This window comes from Pseudarthrobacter sp. H2 (assembly GCF_050157045.1).
Lineage (GTDB): Bacteria > Actinomycetota > Actinomycetes > Actinomycetales > Micrococcaceae > Arthrobacter.
In genome coordinates this window covers 66,073-85,406 of the sequence record NZ_CP189596.1, presented here as the reverse complement: position 1 = coordinate 85,406, position 19,334 = coordinate 66,073, and the positions used below count along the sequence as shown (strand labels likewise).

18 protein-coding genes and 4 pseudogenes are annotated in these 19,334 nt (G+C 65.7%); 10 read left to right on the top strand and 12 right to left on the bottom strand.

What is annotated here, in order from left to right; genetic code table 11:
• Positions 1-358 precede the first annotated feature (358 nt).
• The gene (locus ACQCSZ_RS25860; protein WP_427008688.1) at positions 359-1,297 is read left to right on the top strand and encodes an endonuclease/exonuclease/phosphatase family protein; all 939 of its coding nucleotides are present in this window, start codon (positions 359-361) and stop codon (positions 1,295-1,297) included.
• Between the two features lie 248 nt (positions 1,298-1,545).
• On the opposite strand, the gene ACQCSZ_RS25855 is transcribed toward ACQCSZ_RS25860, so the two are convergent.
• From ACQCSZ_RS25855 to ACQCSZ_RS25845, 3 genes are all read right to left on the bottom strand, one after another.
• The gene (locus tag ACQCSZ_RS25855) at positions 1,546-2,835 is read right to left on the bottom strand and encodes an ArsB/NhaD family transporter (protein ID WP_427008687.1); all 1,290 of its coding nucleotides are present in this window, start codon (positions 2,833-2,835) and stop codon (positions 1,546-1,548) included.
• Positions 2,832-3,320, bottom strand: a complete 489-nt coding sequence (locus tag ACQCSZ_RS25850) for a hypothetical protein (protein WP_427008686.1) — start codon at positions 3,318-3,320, stop codon at positions 2,832-2,834. The genes ACQCSZ_RS25855 and ACQCSZ_RS25850 overlap by 4 nt, the downstream gene beginning before the upstream one ends.
• 203 nt (positions 3,321-3,523) lie before the next feature.
• The gene (locus ACQCSZ_RS25845) at positions 3,524-4,714 is read right to left on the bottom strand and encodes an FAD-dependent monooxygenase (protein WP_427008685.1); all 1,191 of its coding nucleotides are present in this window, start codon (positions 4,712-4,714) and stop codon (positions 3,524-3,526) included.
• Positions 4,715-4,799: 85 nt separating this feature from the next.
• On the opposite strand from ACQCSZ_RS25845, the gene ACQCSZ_RS25840 reads away from it, so the two are divergent.
• On the top strand, positions 4,800-5,105 hold the full coding sequence (locus tag ACQCSZ_RS25840; protein WP_427008684.1) for a helix-turn-helix domain-containing protein: 306 nt from the start codon (positions 4,800-4,802) through the stop codon (positions 5,103-5,105).
• 27 nt (positions 5,106-5,132) lie between these two features.
• Here ACQCSZ_RS25840 and ACQCSZ_RS25835 read toward each other — a convergent pair whose 3' ends face one another.
• The 4 genes and pseudogenes from ACQCSZ_RS25835 to ACQCSZ_RS25820 all read right to left on the bottom strand — a co-directional run bounded on the left by ACQCSZ_RS25835 (position 5,133) and on the right by ACQCSZ_RS25820 (position 7,380).
• Positions 5,133-5,864: a hypothetical protein gene (locus ACQCSZ_RS25835; protein ID WP_427008683.1), complete on the bottom strand. Its 732-nt coding sequence runs from the start codon at positions 5,862-5,864 to the stop codon at positions 5,133-5,135.
• On the bottom strand, positions 5,861-6,241 hold the full coding sequence (locus tag ACQCSZ_RS25830; protein ID WP_427008682.1) for a hypothetical protein: 381 nt from the start codon (positions 6,239-6,241) through the stop codon (positions 5,861-5,863). Before ACQCSZ_RS25830 ends, ACQCSZ_RS25835 begins: the two co-directional genes overlap by 4 nt.
• Before the next feature lie 114 nt (positions 6,242-6,355).
• Positions 6,356-6,907: pseudogene (locus ACQCSZ_RS25825) on the bottom strand (transposase); the annotation flags it as partial.
• 101 nt (positions 6,908-7,008) lie between these two features.
• Positions 7,009-7,380 (bottom strand): DUF427 domain-containing protein, encoded by a 372-nt coding sequence (locus ACQCSZ_RS25820; protein WP_427008681.1) that lies wholly within the window; start codon positions 7,378-7,380, stop codon positions 7,009-7,011.
• 326 nt (positions 7,381-7,706) lie between these two features.
• On the opposite strand from ACQCSZ_RS25820, the gene ACQCSZ_RS25815 reads away from it, so the two are divergent.
• The 4 genes from ACQCSZ_RS25815 (at position 7,707) to ACQCSZ_RS25800 (ending at position 11,199) form a co-directional block, all read left to right on the top strand.
• Entirely contained in the window at positions 7,707-8,708 is a 1,002-nt protein-coding gene (locus ACQCSZ_RS25815; RefSeq protein ID WP_427008680.1) for an acetamidase/formamidase family protein, read from the top strand.
• 160 nt (positions 8,709-8,868) lie between these two features.
• Positions 8,869-9,447 (top strand): acetate uptake transporter, encoded by a 579-nt coding sequence (locus ACQCSZ_RS25810; RefSeq protein ID WP_427008679.1) that lies wholly within the window; start codon positions 8,869-8,871, stop codon positions 9,445-9,447.
• 19 nt (positions 9,448-9,466) lie between these two features.
• Positions 9,467-10,228 carry an SDR family NAD(P)-dependent oxidoreductase gene (locus tag ACQCSZ_RS25805; RefSeq protein WP_427008678.1) on the top strand — a complete coding sequence of 254 codons (762 nt, stop codon included), beginning with the start codon at positions 9,467-9,469 and terminating at the stop codon, positions 10,226-10,228.
• A gap of 83 nt (positions 10,229-10,311) precedes the next feature.
• Positions 10,312-11,199: a recombinase family protein gene (locus tag ACQCSZ_RS25800; RefSeq protein WP_427008677.1), complete on the top strand. Its 888-nt coding sequence runs from the start codon at positions 10,312-10,314 to the stop codon at positions 11,197-11,199.
• A gap of 386 nt (positions 11,200-11,585) precedes the next feature.
• Here ACQCSZ_RS25800 and ACQCSZ_RS25795 read toward each other — a convergent pair whose 3' ends face one another.
• Positions 11,586-12,881 carry an MFS transporter gene (locus ACQCSZ_RS25795; RefSeq protein ID WP_427008797.1) on the bottom strand — a complete coding sequence of 432 codons (1,296 nt, stop codon included), beginning with the start codon at positions 12,879-12,881 and terminating at the stop codon, positions 11,586-11,588.
• Positions 12,878-14,251 carry an MBL fold metallo-hydrolase gene (locus ACQCSZ_RS25790; RefSeq protein WP_427008796.1) on the bottom strand — a complete coding sequence of 458 codons (1,374 nt, stop codon included), beginning with the start codon at positions 14,249-14,251 and terminating at the stop codon, positions 12,878-12,880. The genes ACQCSZ_RS25795 and ACQCSZ_RS25790 overlap by 4 nt, the downstream gene beginning before the upstream one ends.
• A 107-nt stretch (positions 14,252-14,358) precedes the next feature.
• On the opposite strand from ACQCSZ_RS25790, the gene ACQCSZ_RS25785 reads away from it, so the two are divergent.
• The 4 genes and pseudogenes from ACQCSZ_RS25785 to ACQCSZ_RS25770 all read left to right on the top strand — a co-directional run.
• The gene (locus ACQCSZ_RS25785; protein ID WP_427008801.1) at positions 14,359-15,054 is read left to right on the top strand and encodes an ArsR/SmtB family transcription factor; all 696 of its coding nucleotides are present in this window, start codon (positions 14,359-14,361) and stop codon (positions 15,052-15,054) included.
• Positions 15,009-16,222: pseudogene (locus ACQCSZ_RS25780) on the top strand (cysteine desulfurase family protein). The gene ACQCSZ_RS25785 and the pseudogene ACQCSZ_RS25780 overlap by 46 nt, the downstream one beginning before the upstream one ends.
• Positions 16,223-16,262: 40 nt before the next feature.
• A complete protein-coding gene (locus ACQCSZ_RS25775) occupies positions 16,263-16,613 on the top strand; it encodes a DsrE/DsrF/TusD sulfur relay family protein (RefSeq protein ID WP_427008795.1) in 351 nt (116 codons plus the stop codon).
• Positions 16,614-16,772: 159 nt separating this feature from the next.
• A pseudogene (locus ACQCSZ_RS25770) lies at positions 16,773-16,919 on the top strand (ISAzo13 family transposase); the annotation flags it as partial.
• Here the strand turns inward: ACQCSZ_RS25770 and ACQCSZ_RS25765 are convergent.
• The 3 genes and pseudogenes from ACQCSZ_RS25765 to ACQCSZ_RS25755 all read right to left on the bottom strand — a co-directional run.
• Positions 16,916-17,248 (bottom strand): annotated as a pseudogene (locus ACQCSZ_RS25765) (hypothetical protein); the annotation flags it as partial. The pseudogenes ACQCSZ_RS25770 and ACQCSZ_RS25765 overlap by 4 nt on opposite strands.
• A complete protein-coding gene (locus ACQCSZ_RS25760; protein WP_427008794.1) occupies positions 17,245-17,853 on the bottom strand; it encodes a helix-turn-helix domain-containing protein in 609 nt (202 codons plus the stop codon). The pseudogene ACQCSZ_RS25765 and the gene ACQCSZ_RS25760, both read right to left, overlap by 4 nt.
• A 97-nt stretch (positions 17,854-17,950) precedes the next feature.
• A complete protein-coding gene (locus ACQCSZ_RS25755) occupies positions 17,951-19,288 on the bottom strand; it encodes an alpha-hydroxy acid oxidase (RefSeq protein WP_427008793.1) in 1,338 nt (445 codons plus the stop codon).
• Positions 19,289-19,334 lie beyond the last annotated feature (46 nt).

The window sequence follows — 19,334 nt, the reverse complement described above, 5'->3', positions numbered from 1 at the left end:
GCCAGATTCATGTGACCTTCCCGGGTAAGGAGCAGGCTTTCACACCGCCATCTGGCGAGCCACAGCAAGTGACCTCCGCCGCAATGGCACCTCCTGTAGTGTGCGCGCACCAATGCTGAACCGCAGCGGATCGGTTCCAGCGTCGACTCTTAAGATGCGGTGGGCCCAAGCAGCGCATCCGATGCCTTCGTCATCCGCTGGCTTCCGCGTGCCGTAATCGGTCGATATTGACGCGCTAGCACCAGATTCGTCCCGAGCGCCACCAGGCCGTGTGGTGGACTATGGCCGAACATATACCCGGACAACCCACTCCTGTGCGCCTGCTTGCCTAACCCGAGGCATCTGCTTGCATGGAGTCATGACTGAGCAGCCGCCGGGAGCAGTGACCGAGGACCTGGACAGGCTGCGTACAGCCCTGACGGAGTCCATTCCTGCGAAGACAGAATCCAACCTCCTGGTTGGGACGTGGAACATCCGGGCTCTGGGCGAACTGACGGCCAAGTGGCTGGCAGGGCCTAAAGACTCACCCAAGCGGGACTGGCATGCTATCGCCTGCCTGGCCGAGGTGATTTCCCGGTTCGACGTCGTCGCCGTCCAGGAGTCCCGCCGGAACCCCGTGGCCCTCAAGCGGCTCCTGGAAGACCTCGGGCCGCACTGGAAGGTCATCGTCTCGGACGCGGTCGAAGGAGCCGCCGGCAACGGCGAACGCCTCGCCTTCCTCTACGACAGCACCCGGGTCCAGCCCTCGGGCCTGGTCGGGGAGATCGTGCTGCCCCCGATCGGGGATGACCCGCAGCGCCAGTTCGCCCGCACCCCCTACACCGCCAGCTTCGCCAGGGCCGGGGTGGAGTTCACCCTCGCCTCCGTGCACATCCTCTGGGGCAAGAACCCCGCGGAGCGCCTGCCGGAGATCACGGCGTTCGCCCAGTGGATGCGTGCCTGGGCGGTCCGGCCCAATGACTGGAACGCCAACCTCATCGTGCTCGGCGACTTCAACCTGGACCGGATCGGCGACCCGCTCTACGAAGCGTTCATCTCCACCGGCCTGTGGCCGCCGACCGAGCTGAACGCGGTCCCGCGGACAATCTTCGACGACGACAAGACCAAACACTTCTACGACCAGCTCGCCTGGTTCTCCAAGCCCGACGGCACCTCCCTGCTGCAGGGCCTCACTTACAGCAAGCGGGCCGGAACCTTTGACTTCGTCCCGCACATCTTCCAAGGCCTGAGCCGCAGCGAGGTGTCCTGGCGGGTCTCGGACCACTACCCGCTCTGGTGCGAGTTCCTGCTGGCCTGAAGTTCCTTTTCAGGCGGAGGCGCCGGCCGGCGGTCAGGAGTTCGGTGCTCCCCGGTGGGCAGTTTCCGCCGCTTCATCTCGATGGAGACGAACTTCCCGCGCAACCCGGTCTGCGCTCCACCGCCAGCACCCAAGGGTTATGGCATTCGTTGGTCCAGCCGAACGTCCAAAACCAGATTCCGGGCACTACGTGCCCGATGCTGTTTTCTTCCAGGCCCTGCACGCTGTGGTGGTGAAACCCGGGTTCCTCAGAACGTGTAGTACCGGATGAGCAGGTACGGTACGCAGAGCCCTACGGTGACGGCGGTGACCACCAGCCCGTACTTGGTGAAGGTCCAGAAGGAAATCCGGTGGCCATAGCGCCTGGCTATCCCGATGACGACGACGTTCGCGCTGGCTCCGACGGCGGTGGCGTTGCCGCCGAGGTCCGCGCCGAGAGCCAGTGCCCACCAGAGGGGCTTGGCGGCCGCGCCGCCTGCCTGCACCAGGTCATGTGTAATCGGGGCGAGCGTGGCAACGTAGGGGATGTTGTCGATGACACCGGACACCACGGCCGAACCGGCGAGCATCCCGACCGCGGCGAGGTCGTGCCTGTCCCCGATCAGCGAAGCCGCGGCCTCTCCGACGGCGTCAATGACTCCGAGGTTGACCAGGGAACCGACCATGATGAACAGGCCGGCAAAGAACAGCAGCGTCTCCCACTCGACGTCCCCGAACACTTTGCGCGGCTCAATCCGGGCGAGCAGCACGAGCAGCCCCGCGCCGAGCATGGCGACGATGGATGGTGCCAGGCCCAGCAGCGGCCGGGCGATGAAGCCGGTCAGCACCAGTCCCACCACTATGAGTGACTTGATCAGTAAGGACTTTTCGCCGAGTGCCTCCTTCTCGTTCAGGGCCATCACGCGCGCTGCACGGTCCGGATGAAACCGGAAGGCCGAGCGGAACATCCAGCGGCACAATCCGATGAAGACGATGAGAAGCACTGCGGCTATCGGCGCAAGATTGATGATGAAGTCGTTGAAGGTCAGGTCCCCGCGGCTGGCGATGATGATGTTTGGCGGGTCACCAATCAGCGTCGCCGTGCCGCCGATGTTGCTGGCCATCACCTCTGCGATGAGGAACGGGACGGGTGGGGCCGCGAGCCGTTCACACACCAGGAGTGTGACCGGAGCCGTGAGCAGCACCGTGGTGACGTTGTCCAGAAGGGAGGAGAGCAAGGCGGTGATGACCACCAGAATCACCATGATCCGGAACGGCTGCCCGCGGGCCTTTTTGGCAGCCCAGATCGCGAGGAATTCGAAGAGACCGGTCTGCCGGAGGATGCCGACGATAATCATCATGGCCAGCAGCAGGAAGATGACGTTCCAGTCGATGCCGCTCTTGGGCGAAAAAAACATTCCCGTGTCATTCGTGGCACCGATCAGAACCATTGCCGCTGCGCCGCCAAGCGCTGTGGTCATCCGCGGAAGCTTTTCGGTGGCGATCAGAACATAGGCCCCGACGAAGACAGCCAGGGCAAGAATGACCTGGGCGGTCACTGTGGCGCACTCCGGGGTCCGGGGTCGCCGGCGCCGGCGAGGACGGCGCTGATGACAGCGGGAAGCGTGACAAACGTCGGGGCCTCCCGGGGCGAGTCCCGGACCAGGGCAATCTGGGTGCGGGCGTCAACCATCCGCGCCGCGATCTCAACCAGCGTCGCGTCAGATTCGATGGCCAGAATCTTGCGGACGGCAACACCCTGATCGTCGAGCAGATCGCCAACGCTCCGGTCGGCCAGGTGTTCCCACAACTCGCCGGCCCCGGCCTCATCGAACACGGCCGCCAGCGACACGTCATCGAGAAGGTAGCCGGGCACCATGAGCCGCAGCACGTCCACGGCCGAGACTATGGCGGTAGGAACTCCCAGCTTGTTGGCAATAACGAGGCCCACCAGACCGCTGTCCGCGATCAGGCGCCCGGCTTCCACCGCCGTAGTTTCACGGCGCACCACGGGTAAGGGAACCCCCAGGTCGACTGCGCGCACGTCCGCTCCTAACTGCCTGGCAAGACAGAACGTAGTCTCCATCCAACCACCGGCCCCCGCTGCCGGCCAGCCTTCCGGTCACTTCTCCAGCCCATGGACTTGGTGCGCAGCAAAGCTCACGAACCAGTACATCGCGATACCACCGCATCCTTGAGAACCAGACAGTTCTACGGCTTCCTGGGCGGCGGGTGTCGGCCGGGGCCTTATTTTGCGATCCTGCCCACGATCTGGCGGGCCACGAGCCGGTCGATGCCCGGCAGGTGGGTTGCCCGTATGATCCACCGGCGCAGCAGGCGCTGGGTCCGGTTCGCGGGAAGGAACGACGACGCGGCACGCCTCCCGGCGGCCTGTGCCTCCTCCACCACGGGTCTCCAGCGTCGCTCGAATTCGGCAAGGGCCGGGCCGATCCCTTCGGGTGAGGCCACGGGTCCGAGGATGTCCCCCAGCAGTGCGGCACCGGCGATCGCGAGCGAGCCGCCCTGACCCGCGAGGAGCGACACGGCCCCGCAGGCGTCCCCCACCAGAACGGTCCGCCCTCTCTGCCAGCATGGCATGACAATCTGCGCGACGGCATCGTCGTATGGATGCTCCGGGCACAGTTCCAGGAGCCGGTCCACCGCGTGGCCGAGTCCGGCGAACTCGCGGCGCAGCCGCTCCCGCGGACTCCCGGACGGCAGGTACCCTGTCGCGCCGGTGGCATCCCGGTAGACCATGAATGCGGCCACCTCCTCCTCGGAGCGGAGGCTGTAGAGTGCGGCTACCCGGTCGATGCTGTCGGTGAGGACGAACCGGTTCCGGAAGCGGGCATTCAGGTCCGGTTCGGTCACGATGAATGCGGAAGCACGCATGCCCAAAGGGCGGAGATACTCCTCTTCGGGGCCGAACAGTTGGGCGCGCACTTCGGAATGGATGCCATCGGCGCCGATGAGGGCATCCGCGGCGAGCGTGCCGTCCGGAGAGTCGTCGACGCCGACGCGCACGCCGTCCTCATCCCCCCATGCCTGGGAAACCGGAGCCCCGTAGCGGACCCGCACCCGGCCCGAAGGAACGTCCTCGAGCGCGGCGAGGGCGGCGCGCTCCATGTCCGGGCGCAGCAGGCTCAGGACCTTCCCGCCGGCAAGCCGGGCGAACTGGTCGTAGTCGAGGCTGGAGGTGGGGTGTCCTTGTAGATCGACATACTCGGCGGCCTCGACGTGGTAGGCAACCGCTGCGAGCCGCGGGTAGAGGCCGATCCTCTCTGAGGCCGCCACCCCCGGACCAAAGAAATCCATCATGTAGCCATCGCCGCGCGGAACGTCCGACTTCTCAAGGACCTCGACGTCCCAGCCGGCCAAACCGAGCTGGCGGGCCGCGACCAGGCCCGCAATGCCCGCGCCGACAACCACAGCCTTCATTTCCTGCCTCGAACGATCACATCAGCCGGGCTGAAGGAGCCCGGCCGGGAGCGCAGACGTTCCTACGACACCTGCTGGCCCATTCTTGGCTCTTTCCCCGCGGCCTGTCCAGAGCGTCGTCAGTTTGCACCATGCTTGGGATTCTGCTCGAAAAAGGGAGGCCCGGGCGGCAAAGAGCCTCCGCCAGCAACGGGGACACGGTGCCCGCGGCCGGACCGGTGGCCAGAAACCCAAGCTCGGACCCCGCCAGGTGAAACTCGCCCGGGACATGTACGAGGAGAAAACCCCGGACGGCAAGCGTGCCCACACCGTCCAGCACATCGCCGACGAATTCGGAGTCACCCGGCCCACAATCTACAGACACCTCACAGGCAGCAACGACAAGCACTGACGTATCACCGGGTCTTGTTGGAAAGCCTTAGCTGACGTGGACTCCGGTTCGCTTGACGGCTTCGGCCAGGTCAGGGTCGGTCACTGAAAACTCCGAACCAGTGCACCCACAGCCGCTGTTGGGCTTGGCAATGAAGCCGGCATAGCAGTAGTCGCCCTCGGAGAAACCGAATTTTGACGGGTACCTCAGTCCGGCCGGTTGCGTGCCGCCGTCCAGTCTCTGTGCGCGGATCCACTGCGCCACTGCGGTCGTCAGCGCCCGATCGTCACCTGTCAGGTCGGCCAGGGACATCCGGTCGGCGGCGGCGATGCCGGATGCCTTGATGGCGACAACAGTGTCCGGATGGGTCAGGTCGACCCAGGGACGGGCGGGGAAATCGAGGCGATAGATTTCGCGGTCAAGCCGCCAGTCCGGCTCCATGCCGTCGACCGGCATGCCGGCGCTGCGAAGGTCAGCCAGGAGCTCGTCGAGTCCGATGCCCAGGAACCGGGCCTCTTCGGCCAAGGCGGCGTAGCCGCGCGCGGAGGGCGCCTTGTAGGCGAGGGACTCTGTGAACGCGGTGGCCCTCTGGTCGGCGCCGTAGATTGTCAGCCCCGGGGTGTCGAACCGGTTCCAATCCCGGCGGTCCACAACCGGGTTGGCCGGGCGCTCCATGGGATTCAGCGGCCCGCGTCCGTGCTTGGCCATGGAGACGCGGTACATGGTGACGGGCCCCTCGATGATGGAGAGGCCCGTCAGTGCGCATAATCGGCGGCTCATCCGTCGTAGGCCTCTTCCAGCAGCGCCTTGGCTGCGGCTGCCGTTTCCTGGAACCGGTCGTCCCGGATCGCCTTGATGGGTGATTCGTATCCCAGGCGCGGGTTGATCGACATGGCCCAAGCCTGGGCTACGCGCAGCCCCTGAGCGCTCTCGATTTCCTTGATGACGTCGTGGGCGAACCGGAGACGCTGCTGGGCCGGCTGGGTTGGCTCCAGTTCACCCCGGGCCCACTTGCGGGCCTGCCCCGGGTCTTTGACCCCGGCAAGACCGGCTACGAGCTTTGATGTCAGGACATCACAGAGTTCCTGGACGACTTCAGAGGTCTCCATGAAGACGGACCGGGCCCGGTGCCTTGGGCCTCCTGGTGCAATCGACATAACCGTCTCCTTCCTCTTGAGGTCCCTAGCATACGACGGAATGCCCACATCGTGCCAGACCTATGCCCGAACTTTGCCAACACTGTGCCCGTTTGATGCTCGACAGATAGGTACCCATGCCTCGGGAGCGATGGTGTCCACGGCCAGGTCCGCCAGCCGGCGGCGGACCGGTTCGACCTTCCAGGACGAGGAGGATACGAACTGCCGCAGCTGCTGGTAATCGACCCCGAGCCGCTCACCCATCGGCTCCATGGATTTCCGCCGGCCGTCATGCATCAGCCCCCGCAAATACAGGCTTCCCTTCGCCCGCTGGTCCGACCTCGGCAGCGACGAGAATGCCTGGGCCACGAAGTCCTCCCACTCCGTCCGGACTCCTGTATCGTCCCAGTTGTCGGTGGCCTCGTCCCGGATCCTCTCAGCGACGCGGGCGAAGTCTGCCTTGACGTCGGCTGTTCCGGCCAGGGATGCGACCCGGTGCGCTTCGGCGAGGACGTCTGCGGCGCGGACCATCATCTTGGTCGGGATGCAGCCGTAGTAGGGGCATTCCCCGCCGACAAGGTTCTTCTCGATTCCGACCACGGACAGCCCGGCTTTGGCCAGCTGCGCTGCTGCGGCCTCCCCTCCAGGGCCCATGCCGATGACGATGACGTCAGCATTGTCTGCCATGTTCAGTTCCTCTCGCCTGTGCTGTGCGGACGGGCCACTCCGGGTGCCGTCTTCGGGTTTCGGGCTTCTCGTGCCTGTGCCTGGGCTCGTCATGGCCGGTCTCAGATTCGGCCGAGGATTCGGGCCAGGAGGCCTCTGGCTGGTCTCTCGTCTGCGGGTTCGGACTTTCCGGCCTCGAGGACCCGCACGCCTTTCCAGAAGGCGATGTGGCCTTTGATCTCGCGGGCGGCCAGGCTCGGGACCGGGTAGTACCAGGCCGCGTCCCGGTTGGTCCTGCCGTCGACCTCGAGGGTGTAGTAGCTGGCGGTCCCCTTCCAGAAGCAGACGGTCGTGTGGTCGCTCGGGCGGAAGTACTCGGAGTTGATCGAGCCGGGCGGGAAGTACTGGTTCCCTTCGATCTGGACGGTCCGGTCCGATTCGGCGAGCACGGTGCCGTTCCAGATCGCCTGATAGGTCTTGCGCGGTTCGGGCATCTTTCCCTCCTTCATCCTGTTGTGGCGAGCTTAGCCCGCAGGCGAGGGCTGATCTGTGATCTGCATTGCAGAGCCACCGGTCCGCGCGTGGCGGTGTGTGGGAGCGCCGCGTCAGCGGTGAAGGCCTGACGGGGCTGCCCGGTGTGCCGGTGCGGATCTGGATGCGGATGTGGCCCCTGCTGCGTAGCCGGATTTTTGGGTCGGGTTTGTTGTGTTCGGGTCGGGTTCGGCCGGTCTCAAATGATTCATCGAATACGCGCAGGCGGGCATCTTTGATGAGTCGCGGATGGTTGCACTACCCATGTGGTCCGCCTAGCATCGCTAGCATGGATGCTCTCACTTTCAAGCCGGAACGCGGGCAATATGTTTATACCTTTGGTGGTGCCGCACCCGTGATGACTGTGAAGCCGGGTACCGTTCTGCACCTGTGGTCGGAAGATGCCTTCAACAATGCGCTCACGTCCGTGAGCGATGTCGCCAGCCAGAAGCTCGACTTCCGGTACCTCAATCCGCAAACGGGGCCCTTCTTCGTAGAGGGGGCGGAGCCCGGAGACACCCTTGTCATCCATATCGTCGATCTGACGCCGGCTCGCAGCTGGGGGGCGTCCGCGGCAATCCCGTTCTTCGGCGGGCTCACGAGCACGGACCGTAGCGCGATGCTTCAGGAGGCGCTTCCCGAGGCGACCTGGATCTACGAGGTGGACTCCGAGGCGGGCACGGTTGGCTTCCAATCGCGATTTGGCGATTTCGAGGTCGCGCTGCCGCTCGCCCCGATGCTCGGCACCGTCGGAGTCGCGCCTTTGGGAGGCGAGGTTCGCTCCTCGCTCGTTCCGGAACGGTTTGGCGGAAACATGGACACGCCCGAAATGAGGGCGGGGACAACGGCCTACCTGGGTGTCAACGTCGAAGGAGCGTTGTTTTCGATCGGGGACGGACACTATCGGCAGGGGGAGGGCGAGGCGTGCGGCACCGCGGTCGAGGGCGCGATGAACTCGACCATCATCGTGGAACTGATCAAGGGCGGCGCGCCCGCCTGGCCTCGGCTCGAGACGGACGACTACTGGATGGTCGTGGGCTCCTCCCGCCCGATGGAGGACTCGTGGCGCATCGCGCAAGTGGAGATGATCCGGTGGTTCGGTGAGCTCTTCGACCTGCACCAGATGGATGCCTATCAGTTGCTGACGCAGATTTCCGAGGCGCCGATCGCCAACGTCGTCGATCCCAACTACAGCGTCGCCATCAAGGTCCGCAAATCCCTCCTCCCCAGGAAGAATGCGTTCGATGGCATGCATCATGAGTTGCGCACCGCGGCGAGCACACGGCGTTAGCAGGCCCGTTCGGCCCGGCATGGCTGTCACTGACAGGTGCGCTTAGCCGAGGCATTATACTTCATGAAGATCAACGACTGATATGATTTTGTTATTGAGTTGTGATCGTGACCGGCTTTTCCCGTAATGAGGAGGATCTGCTGTGAGTGACTCAAATGTCGTGACTGAAGCAAAGGTCGACCTGTTGGCAGACCCCATTCCTCTTGGGCTCCTTGGGTATGGCATGACGACCGTTCTGTTGAGTCTGGCGAATGTCGGGTTATTTCCGGTGGATGGCATGGTTTTTACCATGGCCATTTTCTTTGGTGGAATCGCCCAGGCGATAGTGGCCGTGTTGTTGTTCATGAAGGGAAACAGCTTCGGAGTGACCGCATTCGCGGGGTATGCGTTCCTTTGGCTGTCGTTCGCGTTCCTGAATATTGGTGCAGGCAATGGTTGGTGGCATGTCACCAGTGGCGCGGTGGGCGCATATCTGCTCGTGTGGGCACTGTTCACGCTCGGGCTGGTGATCGCATCGGTCGTCGCCCCCAGAGTGTTGACGGTCATCTTGGTCCTCACCGTCATCCTTCTCGGATCCCTTGGTGCGGGTGCACTGACGGGCAGCGCGGGGCTCAACCTGTTCGGTGGCTATGAGGGCATCCTGACCGGTGCGCTGGCGATCTATCTGGCGTTCGCGTTCCTGATCAATGAAATGTTCGGGAAAGACGTCCTCCCAGTTGGCAAACCGTTCCGAGCTTGAGACAGAGGAGGACAAAATCGTGGACCTGCACATCAAGGGAAAGACTGCTTTGGTCACCGGCGGCACACGAGGCATCGGTCGCGCCATAGTCGAAACGTTCGTCGCGGAGGGTGCCAATGTGGCTTTCTGCGCCCGTAACGCTGACGAGGTGGCGGCAACCGAGGCCGACTTCGCCTCAAGCGGCAACAAAGTTGTCGGCACGGTAATGGATGTCAGAGATGCGGACGCGATCTCCGCGTGGGTCGACGGCTCCGCCAAGGAATTCGGTGGCATCGACATGGTCGTCAGCAACGTGAGCGCGCTGGCGATTCCGGACACGGACGAAAACTGGGTCGAATCGATCGAGGTGGACCTGATGGGCACCGTCCGCTTGGTCAAGGCTTCGATTCCGTACCTGGAGAAGAGCACGGCGCCATCGATCGTCGCGATTTCCAGTGTGTCCGGTCGCGAAGTGGATTTCGCATCCGGCCCATACGGGACCGCGAAGACGGCGATCATCGGCTACATTGCCGGCGTCGCGTTCCAGCTCGCGGAAAAGGGAATCCGGGCGAACACCGTGTCACCCGGGAACACTTATCACGACGGCGGCGTGTGGCCGAGCATCGAGCAGGGCAACCCGGAACTCTTCAAGTTCGCGATGGGGCTGAACCCAACGCACCGGATGGGGACGCCACAGGAAATCGCATCCAGCGTGGTGTTCCTGTCCAGCCCCCTGTCCAGCCGCACGACCGGAGCCAACCTGCTGATCGATGGCGCGTTGACCCGCGGGATCCAGTTCTAGGAGTCGGCTGTCCGGTGGGCTCCTGCCCGAGCTCCGCCGGCTGCTGATCGGTGACGCGATGTTCCTGAATGGCGTCGTCTTCGGTGACACGTACGCTCCCTTCTCCGATCGACCCCGAGGGAATTTCGATCCCCGCTCAACGGGTCGCCTGCCAGAAGAAAGCTGAACAGCTTGGACTGACCGTCATCGATGAGTGTGTCGAGCCTGGAAAGTCAGGCACCACTATGGCCAACCGCATTTCATTCCAGCCGATGCTCGAACGTGTCCGACACCTCAAAGACATCGACTACATCATCGTCCACAAGCTCTCTCGGCTGTCGCGCAACCGTTACGACGACGCCGTCGTCATGGCCGACCTGCGCAAGCGAGGCGTTACCCTCATCAGCGCCAGCGAGTCCATCGATGAAACACCGGTGGGCCAGCTCATGCACGGCATTCTGGCCGCGTTCAATGAATACCGGTCACGGGAGGATGGCGCCGACATCACCTACAAGATGGGCGAGAAGGCCAAGAAGGGCGGCACAGTCAGCCGCGCCCCCTTGGGCTACACGAATTCCATCGACCGCTTCGAGGGCCGTGAAATCCGTGCCGTGGAAATCGACGAAGCACGCGCACCCCTCGTGAAGCTGGCCTTCGAGCTGTACGCGACCGGAGACTATACGCTGGCCGACCTCGCCGACGAGCTGGGTGACCGTGGTCTGTTCAGCCGACCGACCGCGCGGCGCCCCAGCCAAGCAGTCTCAGTCAGCAAGATCGCCCAAATGTTCCGCAACCGCTACTACCTCGGCTACGTGACATACAAGGGCCAAGAGTACGACGGACGCCACGAGGCGATCGTCGACGACGAGACTTTCGCCCAAGTACAGACCTTCGCAGCGCCGGCATGCCGGTCGACGGCATGGAGCCGGACTGGCGGCTTGACCGCGAAATCTATCGCCTCGATTTCCCCGCCCGTCCTTGGGTCGACCTGACCCATCCGGACACTGTTGTCGCGATCAAGGCATCCGGCATCGCCGCCGCCGACCGGATGTCCCTGGCCGACCTGACAGGTGACGATCGGGCGCTGACGACCGCAGTGGCGCAGTGGATCCGCGCACAGAGACTGGACGGCGGCACGCAACCGGCCGGACTGAGGTACCCGTCAAAATTCGGTTTCTCCGAGGGCGACTACTGCTATGCCGGCTTCATTGTCAAGCCCAACAGCGGCTGTGGGTGCACTGGTTCTGAGTTTTCAGTGACCGACCCTGACCTGGCCGAAGCCGTCAAGCGAACCGGCCAATCGATGGCCGGGTGCGGCTCCTGTGGGAGTGGTTCTCGGTGCCGGGATCCTGTATGGACGATACGGAAGGGATGGCGCTTATGCGGGGTGTGGGGCCGGTTGGTGGTCGGATCCGCGCATCCGCACGGCGACGATGATTCCGGAGGCTGCGGTGAGGGCGCCGACGGCGGCGACGGCTGTCGGGATGCCGTAGGCGTCCGCGAGGAGGCCGGAGAGCAGGGCCCCTACGGCGAATCCGCCGTCGCGCCAGAGCCGGTAGATCCCGACGGAGCGTGCCCGCCAGTGCGGGTGGGCGACGTCGCCGACGGCGGCGAGCAGGGTGGGGTAGACCATAGCGGTGCCGGCACCGAGGAGGATGGCGGCGGTGAGCCAGATCCCGAAGCCGGTGCCGAACGCGGTCATGCCCAGGGCGGCGGCCTGGATGAGCATGCCGCCCACGATCAGGGGCTTGCGGCCGATCCGGTCCGAGAGCGCCCCCGTGACCAGTTGGCCGGCTCCCCAGACGGCGGGGTAGACCGCGGCGAGGATGCCGATGCGTTCGATGGTGAGTCCGGCGGCGGCGAAGAGGACGGGGAACAGTCCCCAGGCCAGGCCGTCGTTGAGGTTGTTGACCAGACCGGCCTGGCTGACCGAGGACAGGGACTTGTCCCGGAAGCTGGTCAGGGTGAAAATTTCCCGGTTGCTCAGTTCCGCGTGGGCGTCCGCTTGCGTGGAGGCGTGGCTGGCGGCTTCGAGCCGGGCGTGGTGGCGGGTTTCCTTCACGGCGAGCACGGAGATTCCCAGGCCGAGGGCGATGTACGCGGCGCCGAGCAGGAACGGGCCCGGCCGGAGGCCGTAGGTCGCGGCGATGTAGCCGGTGGCCAGCGCGGTGGCGGCGACGCCGAGATAGCCTGCGGCTTCGTTCAGGCCCATGGCCATCCCGCGGCGGGAGGGGCCGACGAGGTCCATTTTCATGATCACGGTGGTGGACCAGGTCAGGCCCTGGCTGATGCCCAGAACGATGTTGGCCGCGACGATCCAGGCCCAGGAGGGTCCGAAGATCAGCATCAGCGGGATCGGCAGGGCGATGATCCAGCCGGCGACGAGCACGGGTTTGCGTCCGTACCGGTCCGAGAGGGTCCCGGCGAAGTAGTTCGTGGCCGCCTTGGCCAGGCCGAAGGCCAGGATATAGGTCAGGGCGGACGTGTACTGGTCCAGGTGGAAGACCTCCCCTGCCAGCAGGGGCAGGACGGTGCGTTCCTGGCCCAGGGTGCCGCCGACCAGGGCGTTGACCGCCACGAGGAGCATGAACTGGGCGAGGTTCTGGCGCAGACCGAGGCTAATCCCTGACTTCCGGCCGGCGGGATCGGTCCGGTGGGTTGATCCGGTGCTCATCGGCTTGTCTGAAGGGCTTTGCCGGTCGCGTTGGTCCAGTCGCCGGGTCCGCCGTCCAGGACGCTGATGCCGGTCCGGCCGCCGGCGGTGAGGATGCTGGCGGCGCTCATGGCTCGTTCGCCGTGTCCGCACATGACCAGCACGGGGCCGTCCGGGACCTCGGAGAGGTGCCCGGCCAGGGCGCCGAGTTCGATGTTGCGGGCGCCGGGGACGTGGCCTGCGGCGTATTCGCCGGCCTGCCGGATGTCCAGGATGGTTGCCTCCGGGGCGATGAGGTCCGCGGGGACCAGCGGGGCGGCAACCTCTGCATCGGGTGCGTCGGCGGCGGCGTTCCAAGCCGATAAGCCGCCGGCGAGTTCCCCGGCGAGGGCGTCGAAGCTGACTTTGGCGGCCTCCCAGGTGATGTCCTCCGGGTCCTGGTCCGGGGCGCGGACGATGATGACCGGCTTGCCGGGGTCAGCCAGCCAGCCCAACCAGGTGGCGAACACCGGGCGCAGCGTGTTGGACAGGGACCCGGGGATGTGGCCGGCGGCGAAGTCCGCCGGGGTGCGGACGTCGATAACCTGCGCGCCGTGATCCTGCAGTTCTCTGACACGGCCAGGCGTCAGGGCGGCCAGTGCCGGGGCGGCGCCGAGCACGGCGGGGCCTTGTTTGTTGATTTCCCCCAGGCGCAGGAAGTGGCCCGGGAAGGTGCCCAGGGAACCGAGCAGGGCCTCGACGAAGGCGTCTTCGCCGCTGACCTGCAGCAGCGGGTTGGTGGCCCGTTCCCTGCCGATGGTGCTGACGCGGTCCCCGCCGGCCGCGGCGGAGCAGAAGGAGCCGGCGCCGTGGGTGGGCCAGACGGGTGTCTCATCGGGCAGTTCCATCAGCCGCTGCAGCGAGTGGTACTGGGCCCGGGCGAGCGGGACCGTCCGGTCCGGGCTGACCAGATCGGTGCGGCCGGCGGTTCCGACCATCAGGGACCCGCCCGTGAAAACGCCGGCGATCCGCCCGTCGTCCAGGACCAGATAGGACAGGTGTTCCGGGGAATGCCCGGGTGTGGCCACCGCCTGCAGGGACAGTGCGCCGAGGCCGACCGTGTCGCCGTCCCGCAGACCCGTAAGGGCAAACCCGCGGGGGCCGACCTCGGGTGCCAGGATGGTCGCGCCGTCGCTCCCGGCCAGTTCCCGGACTCCGGAGATGAAATCGGCGTGGAGGTGGGTTTCGACGGCGTAGGCGATGCTCAACCCGAGGCGCCGCGCCTGTGCGCGGACGCCGCGGATGTCCCGCTCCGGGTCCATCACCAGGGCGCGGCCGTCACCGAGATCGAGGATATACGTCGAGTTGCCCAGTCCCTCGTCGATGACCGGAATCAGATCAAGTTTGGCCATGGCCGGATGCTCCTTCGGGGTGGACCGCCGGACAGCGGTACGCTGGTATTCCAGATAAACATGGAATAAACTATATTCCAGTATTACATGGAAATTTGGAGGATGTAGTGGGTGACCGGGGCAAGAAAGCCGCACTGTTCGATCAGTTCGCGCGGGTGGGCAAGGCGATGGGTAACGGCAAACGCCTGGAGCTGATCGACCTCCTTTCCCAGGGGGAGCGCAGCGTCGAAACTCTCGCTGCCGCCGCGGGCCTGGGGCTGAGCACGGCATCGGCCCACCTGCAGGCCCTGAAACAGGCGGGCCTGGTCACCACCCGCAAGGAGGGCACCCGGATCCACTACGACCTGGCCGGCGATGACGTCCTCCGGCTGTATGAGCTGGTCCGCACAGTGGCCAGGGAACGGGTGGCCGAAGTGGAAGAGCGGGGCAATGATTATCTCAGTGCCGGGCGCGCCGCGGAAGCGGATCTGGACGAGACGGCCCGGGAAATGACCCGGGAGGAACTTCTGGCCCGTGCCGCCGACGGCACGGTGACGGTCCTGGACGTCCGTCCCCCGGAAGAGTACCGCGCGGCGCACATTCCCGGTGCCGTCTCGATCCCGCTGGAACAGCTGGCCGAGCGGATCAGCGAGCTGCCCCCCGGGCGTGAAATCGTCGCCTACTGCCGCGGCGCGTACTGCGTGCTCGCCTACGAGGCCGTGGACCTGCTGCGCAGGGGCGGCCGCCCGGCGCGCCGGATGGCCGAGGGCATGCTCGAATGGCGCCTGGCGGAACTGCCGACCGACAAGAGCCTGGCCGCGTGAGTGCCGCGGGCCATCCGGGCCATTTAGGCGGCCCGGTGTACCTGGAACACAACGCCACGACACCGGTGGACCTGCGTGTGCTCGAGGCAATGGAGCCCTACCCGGGCCGGTGGTTCGGCAATCCCTCCAGCGACAACGCCTACGGCACCGAACCCCGCAACGCCCTGGCAGCGGCTCGGGCCCGGGTCGCCGCGCTGATCGGAGCGGGCCCTGAGACCACCGTGTTCACGGGGTCCGGATCGGAAGCTGACCAGCTCGCGATCCGCGGCGCGGTCCTGGCGGCAAAAGCAGCCCGGCCGCATGTGATCACCCAGGTCACGGAGCACCCTGCGGTGCTGGAGAACTGCAGGGCACTGGAGCGTCTGCACGGCGTGCGGGTGACCTATCTGCGGGTGGACGCCAAAGGCCTGGTCGATCCCGCGGGCCTGTCCGCGGCATTGACCCCGGACGCGGTGCTGGTGTCGATGATGGCCGCGAACAACGAAACGGTCGCCATCCAGCGCATCGCCGAACTCGCCCGGATCACCCGGGACCACGGGGCCTGATGCACTGCGATCCTGCCCAGGCCGCAGGAAAGATACCCCTGGACGTCGAAGAGCTCGGCGTGGACCTGCTCACCGTGGTCGGGCATAAAATGTATGCCCCCAAGGGCATCGCTGCCCTCTACATACGGAACGGCGTGAGGCTGGAACCAGTCATCTACGGCGGAAGACAGGAACACGGAATGCGCGCAGGCACAGAAAACGTCGCCCTCGCGGCAGGCCTGGGTGCGGCAGCGCAGCTCGCCGCTCGGGACCTCGGCAACGGCGCCCAACATCACCTGGCCTCCCTGCGGGACGACCTCCACGGCCGCCTCCTGAAAGGGCTTCCCGGCCGGATCACCCTGAACGGGCCGGCCGCGCGGCGGCTGCCGAACACCCTGAACATCAGCATCGAAGGCATCCACGGACACGAATTCCTCGCGGCTCTGCCCGGAATCGCGGCATCGACCGGCTCCGCGTGCCACAGCGGAAACCACACCCCCTCACCGGTCCTGACCGCCATGGGCATCGGCCAGGACCGGGCACTCGCCGCACTGAGGCTGACGCTGGGCCGCTGGAGCACGCCGAAGGACATTGAGATCGCAGCAGAACTGATCACGACGGCCGCCGCGGCGGCGAAGGACTGATCAGCTCTCTTCGTCGGCGCGAACCATGCAAGGACCGGACATGACAACCCTCATGATCATCAACGGCGCCGCGTACGGCCAGGACACCACCTACAACGCCCTTGGCCTCGCCGTCGCCTTGTCCAAAAGGGATGGAGTCACCGTGCAGGTCTTCCTGATGGGTGACGGGGTCACAGCCGCCATGGACGGCCAGAAAACACCCGACGGGTACTACAAGCTGGACAAAATGCTCTCCGCCGTGGCAGCACACGGCGGCCGGATCGGATGCTGCGGCACCTGCATGGACGCCCGCGGCATCACCGACGCACTCCTGACCGGCGCCGCGAAAAGATCCACCATGGAAGACCTAGCCGACTGGATCCTCGCAGCAGAGAAAGTCCTGGTCTTCTAACCGGACGAAAATCTCAGAGACAGCAGATGCCGCGCCAGTTCCCCCGGGTGCGCCCGCGGCCGGAAGCCAGGCCTTCCCGCTCCCAACCCCATCGTTCAAGCCGCTAAGGGCGCGCCGATAAATAAACAAGTCTAATTACGTTTTAGGTGAAAATGGTGTATGCCCGTTTCTGCTGAAACCGTCGAATCGCTGAGTGCAAAATTCGATACGATCATGCCCCACCTGGATGAGCGCTCCGCCCGCTTGGTCCTGGCCGCGGAGGCCCGCGCCTTGGGCCACGGCGGCATCGCCGCGGTGGCCAGGGCGAAGGACTGGCCGGCCAGGGCGGTCTTGCGGAAGATCCGCCACCAGCCTTCCTGCAGGTTCAGCGTTTCCCGCGCCGACCGGGATGAAGGCGTGGCGGTGACCACCACGATCTCCCCGTCCGGGTTGTCTTCCTCCACCGCGTGCAGGAACTGCTGGTACCCGGCGCTGTTCCGCGAGGATGCGGTCATCGTGACCTCGCGGCCATCGGAGGCCCGCAGCGCCCCGTAGACCCAGGTCTTCTCCGGCCCGCGGCTGTAATCGAGTTCGCTTTTGATCCGGTGCCCGTCCACGGACCAGGCCGGCGCCGGGGCAAAGGTGCGCGGGATCACCGGGCCGAGTTCATCGAGGCAGAGGACCGTCGAGCCCTCGGGCGGGCGGGTGTAGAGCTCGACGATCCGTGTCCTTTTGGGACGAAGTCCGGATCCTTGCTCCGGATCCAGGACCGGGTGTGCCGCCACCGGACCCCTTCGGCAAGCAGGATCCGCCGCACCTGGCTGCGGTGGACCTCAATACCGGCGGCGCGGGCGGCGTCGGTGAGGGTGTCCAGGGTCCACTCCGGCGCCCCGGTCTTCTCGGCGGCGGCCAGATCGCCCTGGCTGTCGCGGACGAGGCGGCCGGGCGGGGCCTGGCCGGCCAGGGCGATGATGCGGGAGCGCTCGTCCTCGCTCAGGCGGCGCGGGCGTCCGCTGATCGGCTTGTCGCCGAGCCCGTCCAGGCCTTCGGCATTAAAACGGTGCAGACGCTCCCGCACGGTCTTGGTGTGACAGCCCAGCTCCGCGGCGATGACACTGACGGGTTTGCCCGCCCAGCTGCCGGTAATCATACGGGCCCGGCGAATCCAATCGGCGGGAGCATGCCGGGCACCGGCCAGCATACGGATCTTACGTTCCTCGTCCGGATCACGCGGCGGACGGGCATACAAAGACGTGAACATAACGCTGCCCTCCGCTACCCATGATCCGCCGTCCCACACCGACGATCCATACCTCCTTTGAGGAATGCAGCACTAGGCCAGCTGAGCTAGGGCGGGGCTACTTGCCGAGGAGCCGGACGTGGTCCGGGGTCAGCTCGGAGAGCTTGCTGACACCCAGCAGGGCCATGGTGCGGGCCATGTCCTTTTCCAGGATCTGGATGGCACGGTCCACACCTGCGCGGCCGCCTGCCATCAGCCCGTAAAGGTAGGCGCGGCCAATCAGCGTGAAGTCGGCGCCCAGGGCAAGGGCTGCAATGATGTCCGCGCCGCTCATGATGCCGGTGTCCAGAATGATGGCGGCGTCGCTGTTGTCGGTCTTCAGCGCGGCAGAGACCTCCGGTAGCAGGTGGAACGGGATGGGCGCCCGGTCCAGCTGGCGGCCGCCGTGGTTGCTGAGTACCACGCCGTCGGCGCCATGGTCCACTACCTTGCGGGCGTCGTCAACGGTCTGGATGCCTTTGACCACCAGCTTCCCCTTCCACGTTTCGCGCAGCCAGTCCAGGTCATCGAACGTGAGTGTGGGATCAAACATCGAGTTGATGAGATCAGCCACGGTGCCGGTGTACCGCGACAGCGACGCGAAGGTCAGCGGCTCGTGGGTGAGGAAGTTGAACCACCAGGCCGGGCGGTAAGACGCATCCAGCACCGTCTTGATGGTCAGCGCCGGCGGGATGGTCATGCCGTTGCGGACGTCCCGCAGGCGGGCACCGGCGACGGCGGTATCGACCGTGACCATGAGCGTGTCATTGCCGGCTTTGGCAGCTCGCTCGATCAGTTCAAGCGAGCGGTCGCGGTCCGTCCACAGGTACAGCTGGAACCAGTTGCGGCCGTTCGGCGCGGCTGCGGCCACGTCTTCGATAGATGCCGTGCCCATGGTGGAGAGCGTGTAGGGGATGCGCGCGGCCTCGGCGGCCTGGGATCCCGCGTACTCGCCTTCGGACTGCATCATCCGGGTGAAGCCCGTGGGTGCGATGCCCACGGGCAGCCGTGAGGACTTGCCAAGAATGTCGGTGCTCAGATCAATGCTGGAAACGTCGCGCAGGATGCCCGGCCGGAATTCGATGTCGAGGAACGCCTGGCGGGCACGGCGCAGGGTGATCTCGGCCTCCGCTGCACCGTCGGTGTAGTCAAACGGGGCCTGGGGTGTGCGGCGCTTGGCCATGTCCCGCAGCTCCCAGATGGTGCTGGCCCGGCGGAGCTTGGAGGCCCGGCTGAACTCGGGCCTCTTGAACTGCATCAGCGGGGCCAGGTCCGAATACTTGGGGATGCGGCGCTTTAATGCTGGCGGCACAGCCGGTTTGGAGGATGCGGAGGCGGCGGCGCGATGCCCGGGTGGAGTGGGGGCCTCCGGCGCAGTGGGCGCCTCAGGGTTGGTTGGTTCAATGGCCTGCATCATGGCTGCCTCCCGGCGGGTATGACGGTGCTTGATTCTGTGGTCTAAC

Excerpts from the sequence above, each read along its gene's own strand:
- ACQCSZ_RS25815 (WP_427008680.1), top strand. The coding sequence starts at position 7,707 with ATGGATGCTCTCACTTTCAAGCCGGAACGCGGGCAATATGTTTATACC.
- ACQCSZ_RS25845 (WP_427008685.1), bottom strand. The coding sequence starts at position 4,714 with ATGAAGGCTGTGGTTGTCGGCGCGGGCATTGCGGGCCTGGTCGCGGCC.
- ACQCSZ_RS25835 (WP_427008683.1), bottom strand. The coding sequence starts at position 5,864 with ATGAGCCGCCGATTATGCGCACTGACGGGCCTCTCCATCATCGAGGGG.
- ACQCSZ_RS25755 (WP_427008793.1), bottom strand. The coding sequence starts at position 19,288 with ATGATGCAGGCCATTGAACCAACCAACCCTGAGGCGCCCACTGCGCCG.
- ACQCSZ_RS25760 (WP_427008794.1), bottom strand. The coding sequence starts at position 17,853 with ATGTTCACGTCTTTGTATGCCCGTCCGCCGCGTGATCCGGACGAGGAA.
- ACQCSZ_RS25795 (WP_427008797.1), bottom strand. The coding sequence starts at position 12,881 with ATGAGCACCGGATCAACCCACCGGACCGATCCCGCCGGCCGGAAGTCA.
- ACQCSZ_RS25775 (WP_427008795.1), top strand. The coding sequence starts at position 16,263 with ATGACAACCCTCATGATCATCAACGGCGCCGCGTACGGCCAGGACACC.
- ACQCSZ_RS25860 (WP_427008688.1), top strand. The coding sequence starts at position 359 with ATGACTGAGCAGCCGCCGGGAGCAGTGACCGAGGACCTGGACAGGCTG.
- ACQCSZ_RS25830 (WP_427008682.1), bottom strand. The coding sequence starts at position 6,241 with ATGTCGATTGCACCAGGAGGCCCAAGGCACCGGGCCCGGTCCGTCTTC.
- ACQCSZ_RS25820 (WP_427008681.1), bottom strand. The coding sequence starts at position 7,380 with ATGCCCGAACCGCGCAAGACCTATCAGGCGATCTGGAACGGCACCGTG.
- ACQCSZ_RS25790 (WP_427008796.1), bottom strand. The coding sequence starts at position 14,251 with ATGGCCAAACTTGATCTGATTCCGGTCATCGACGAGGGACTGGGCAAC.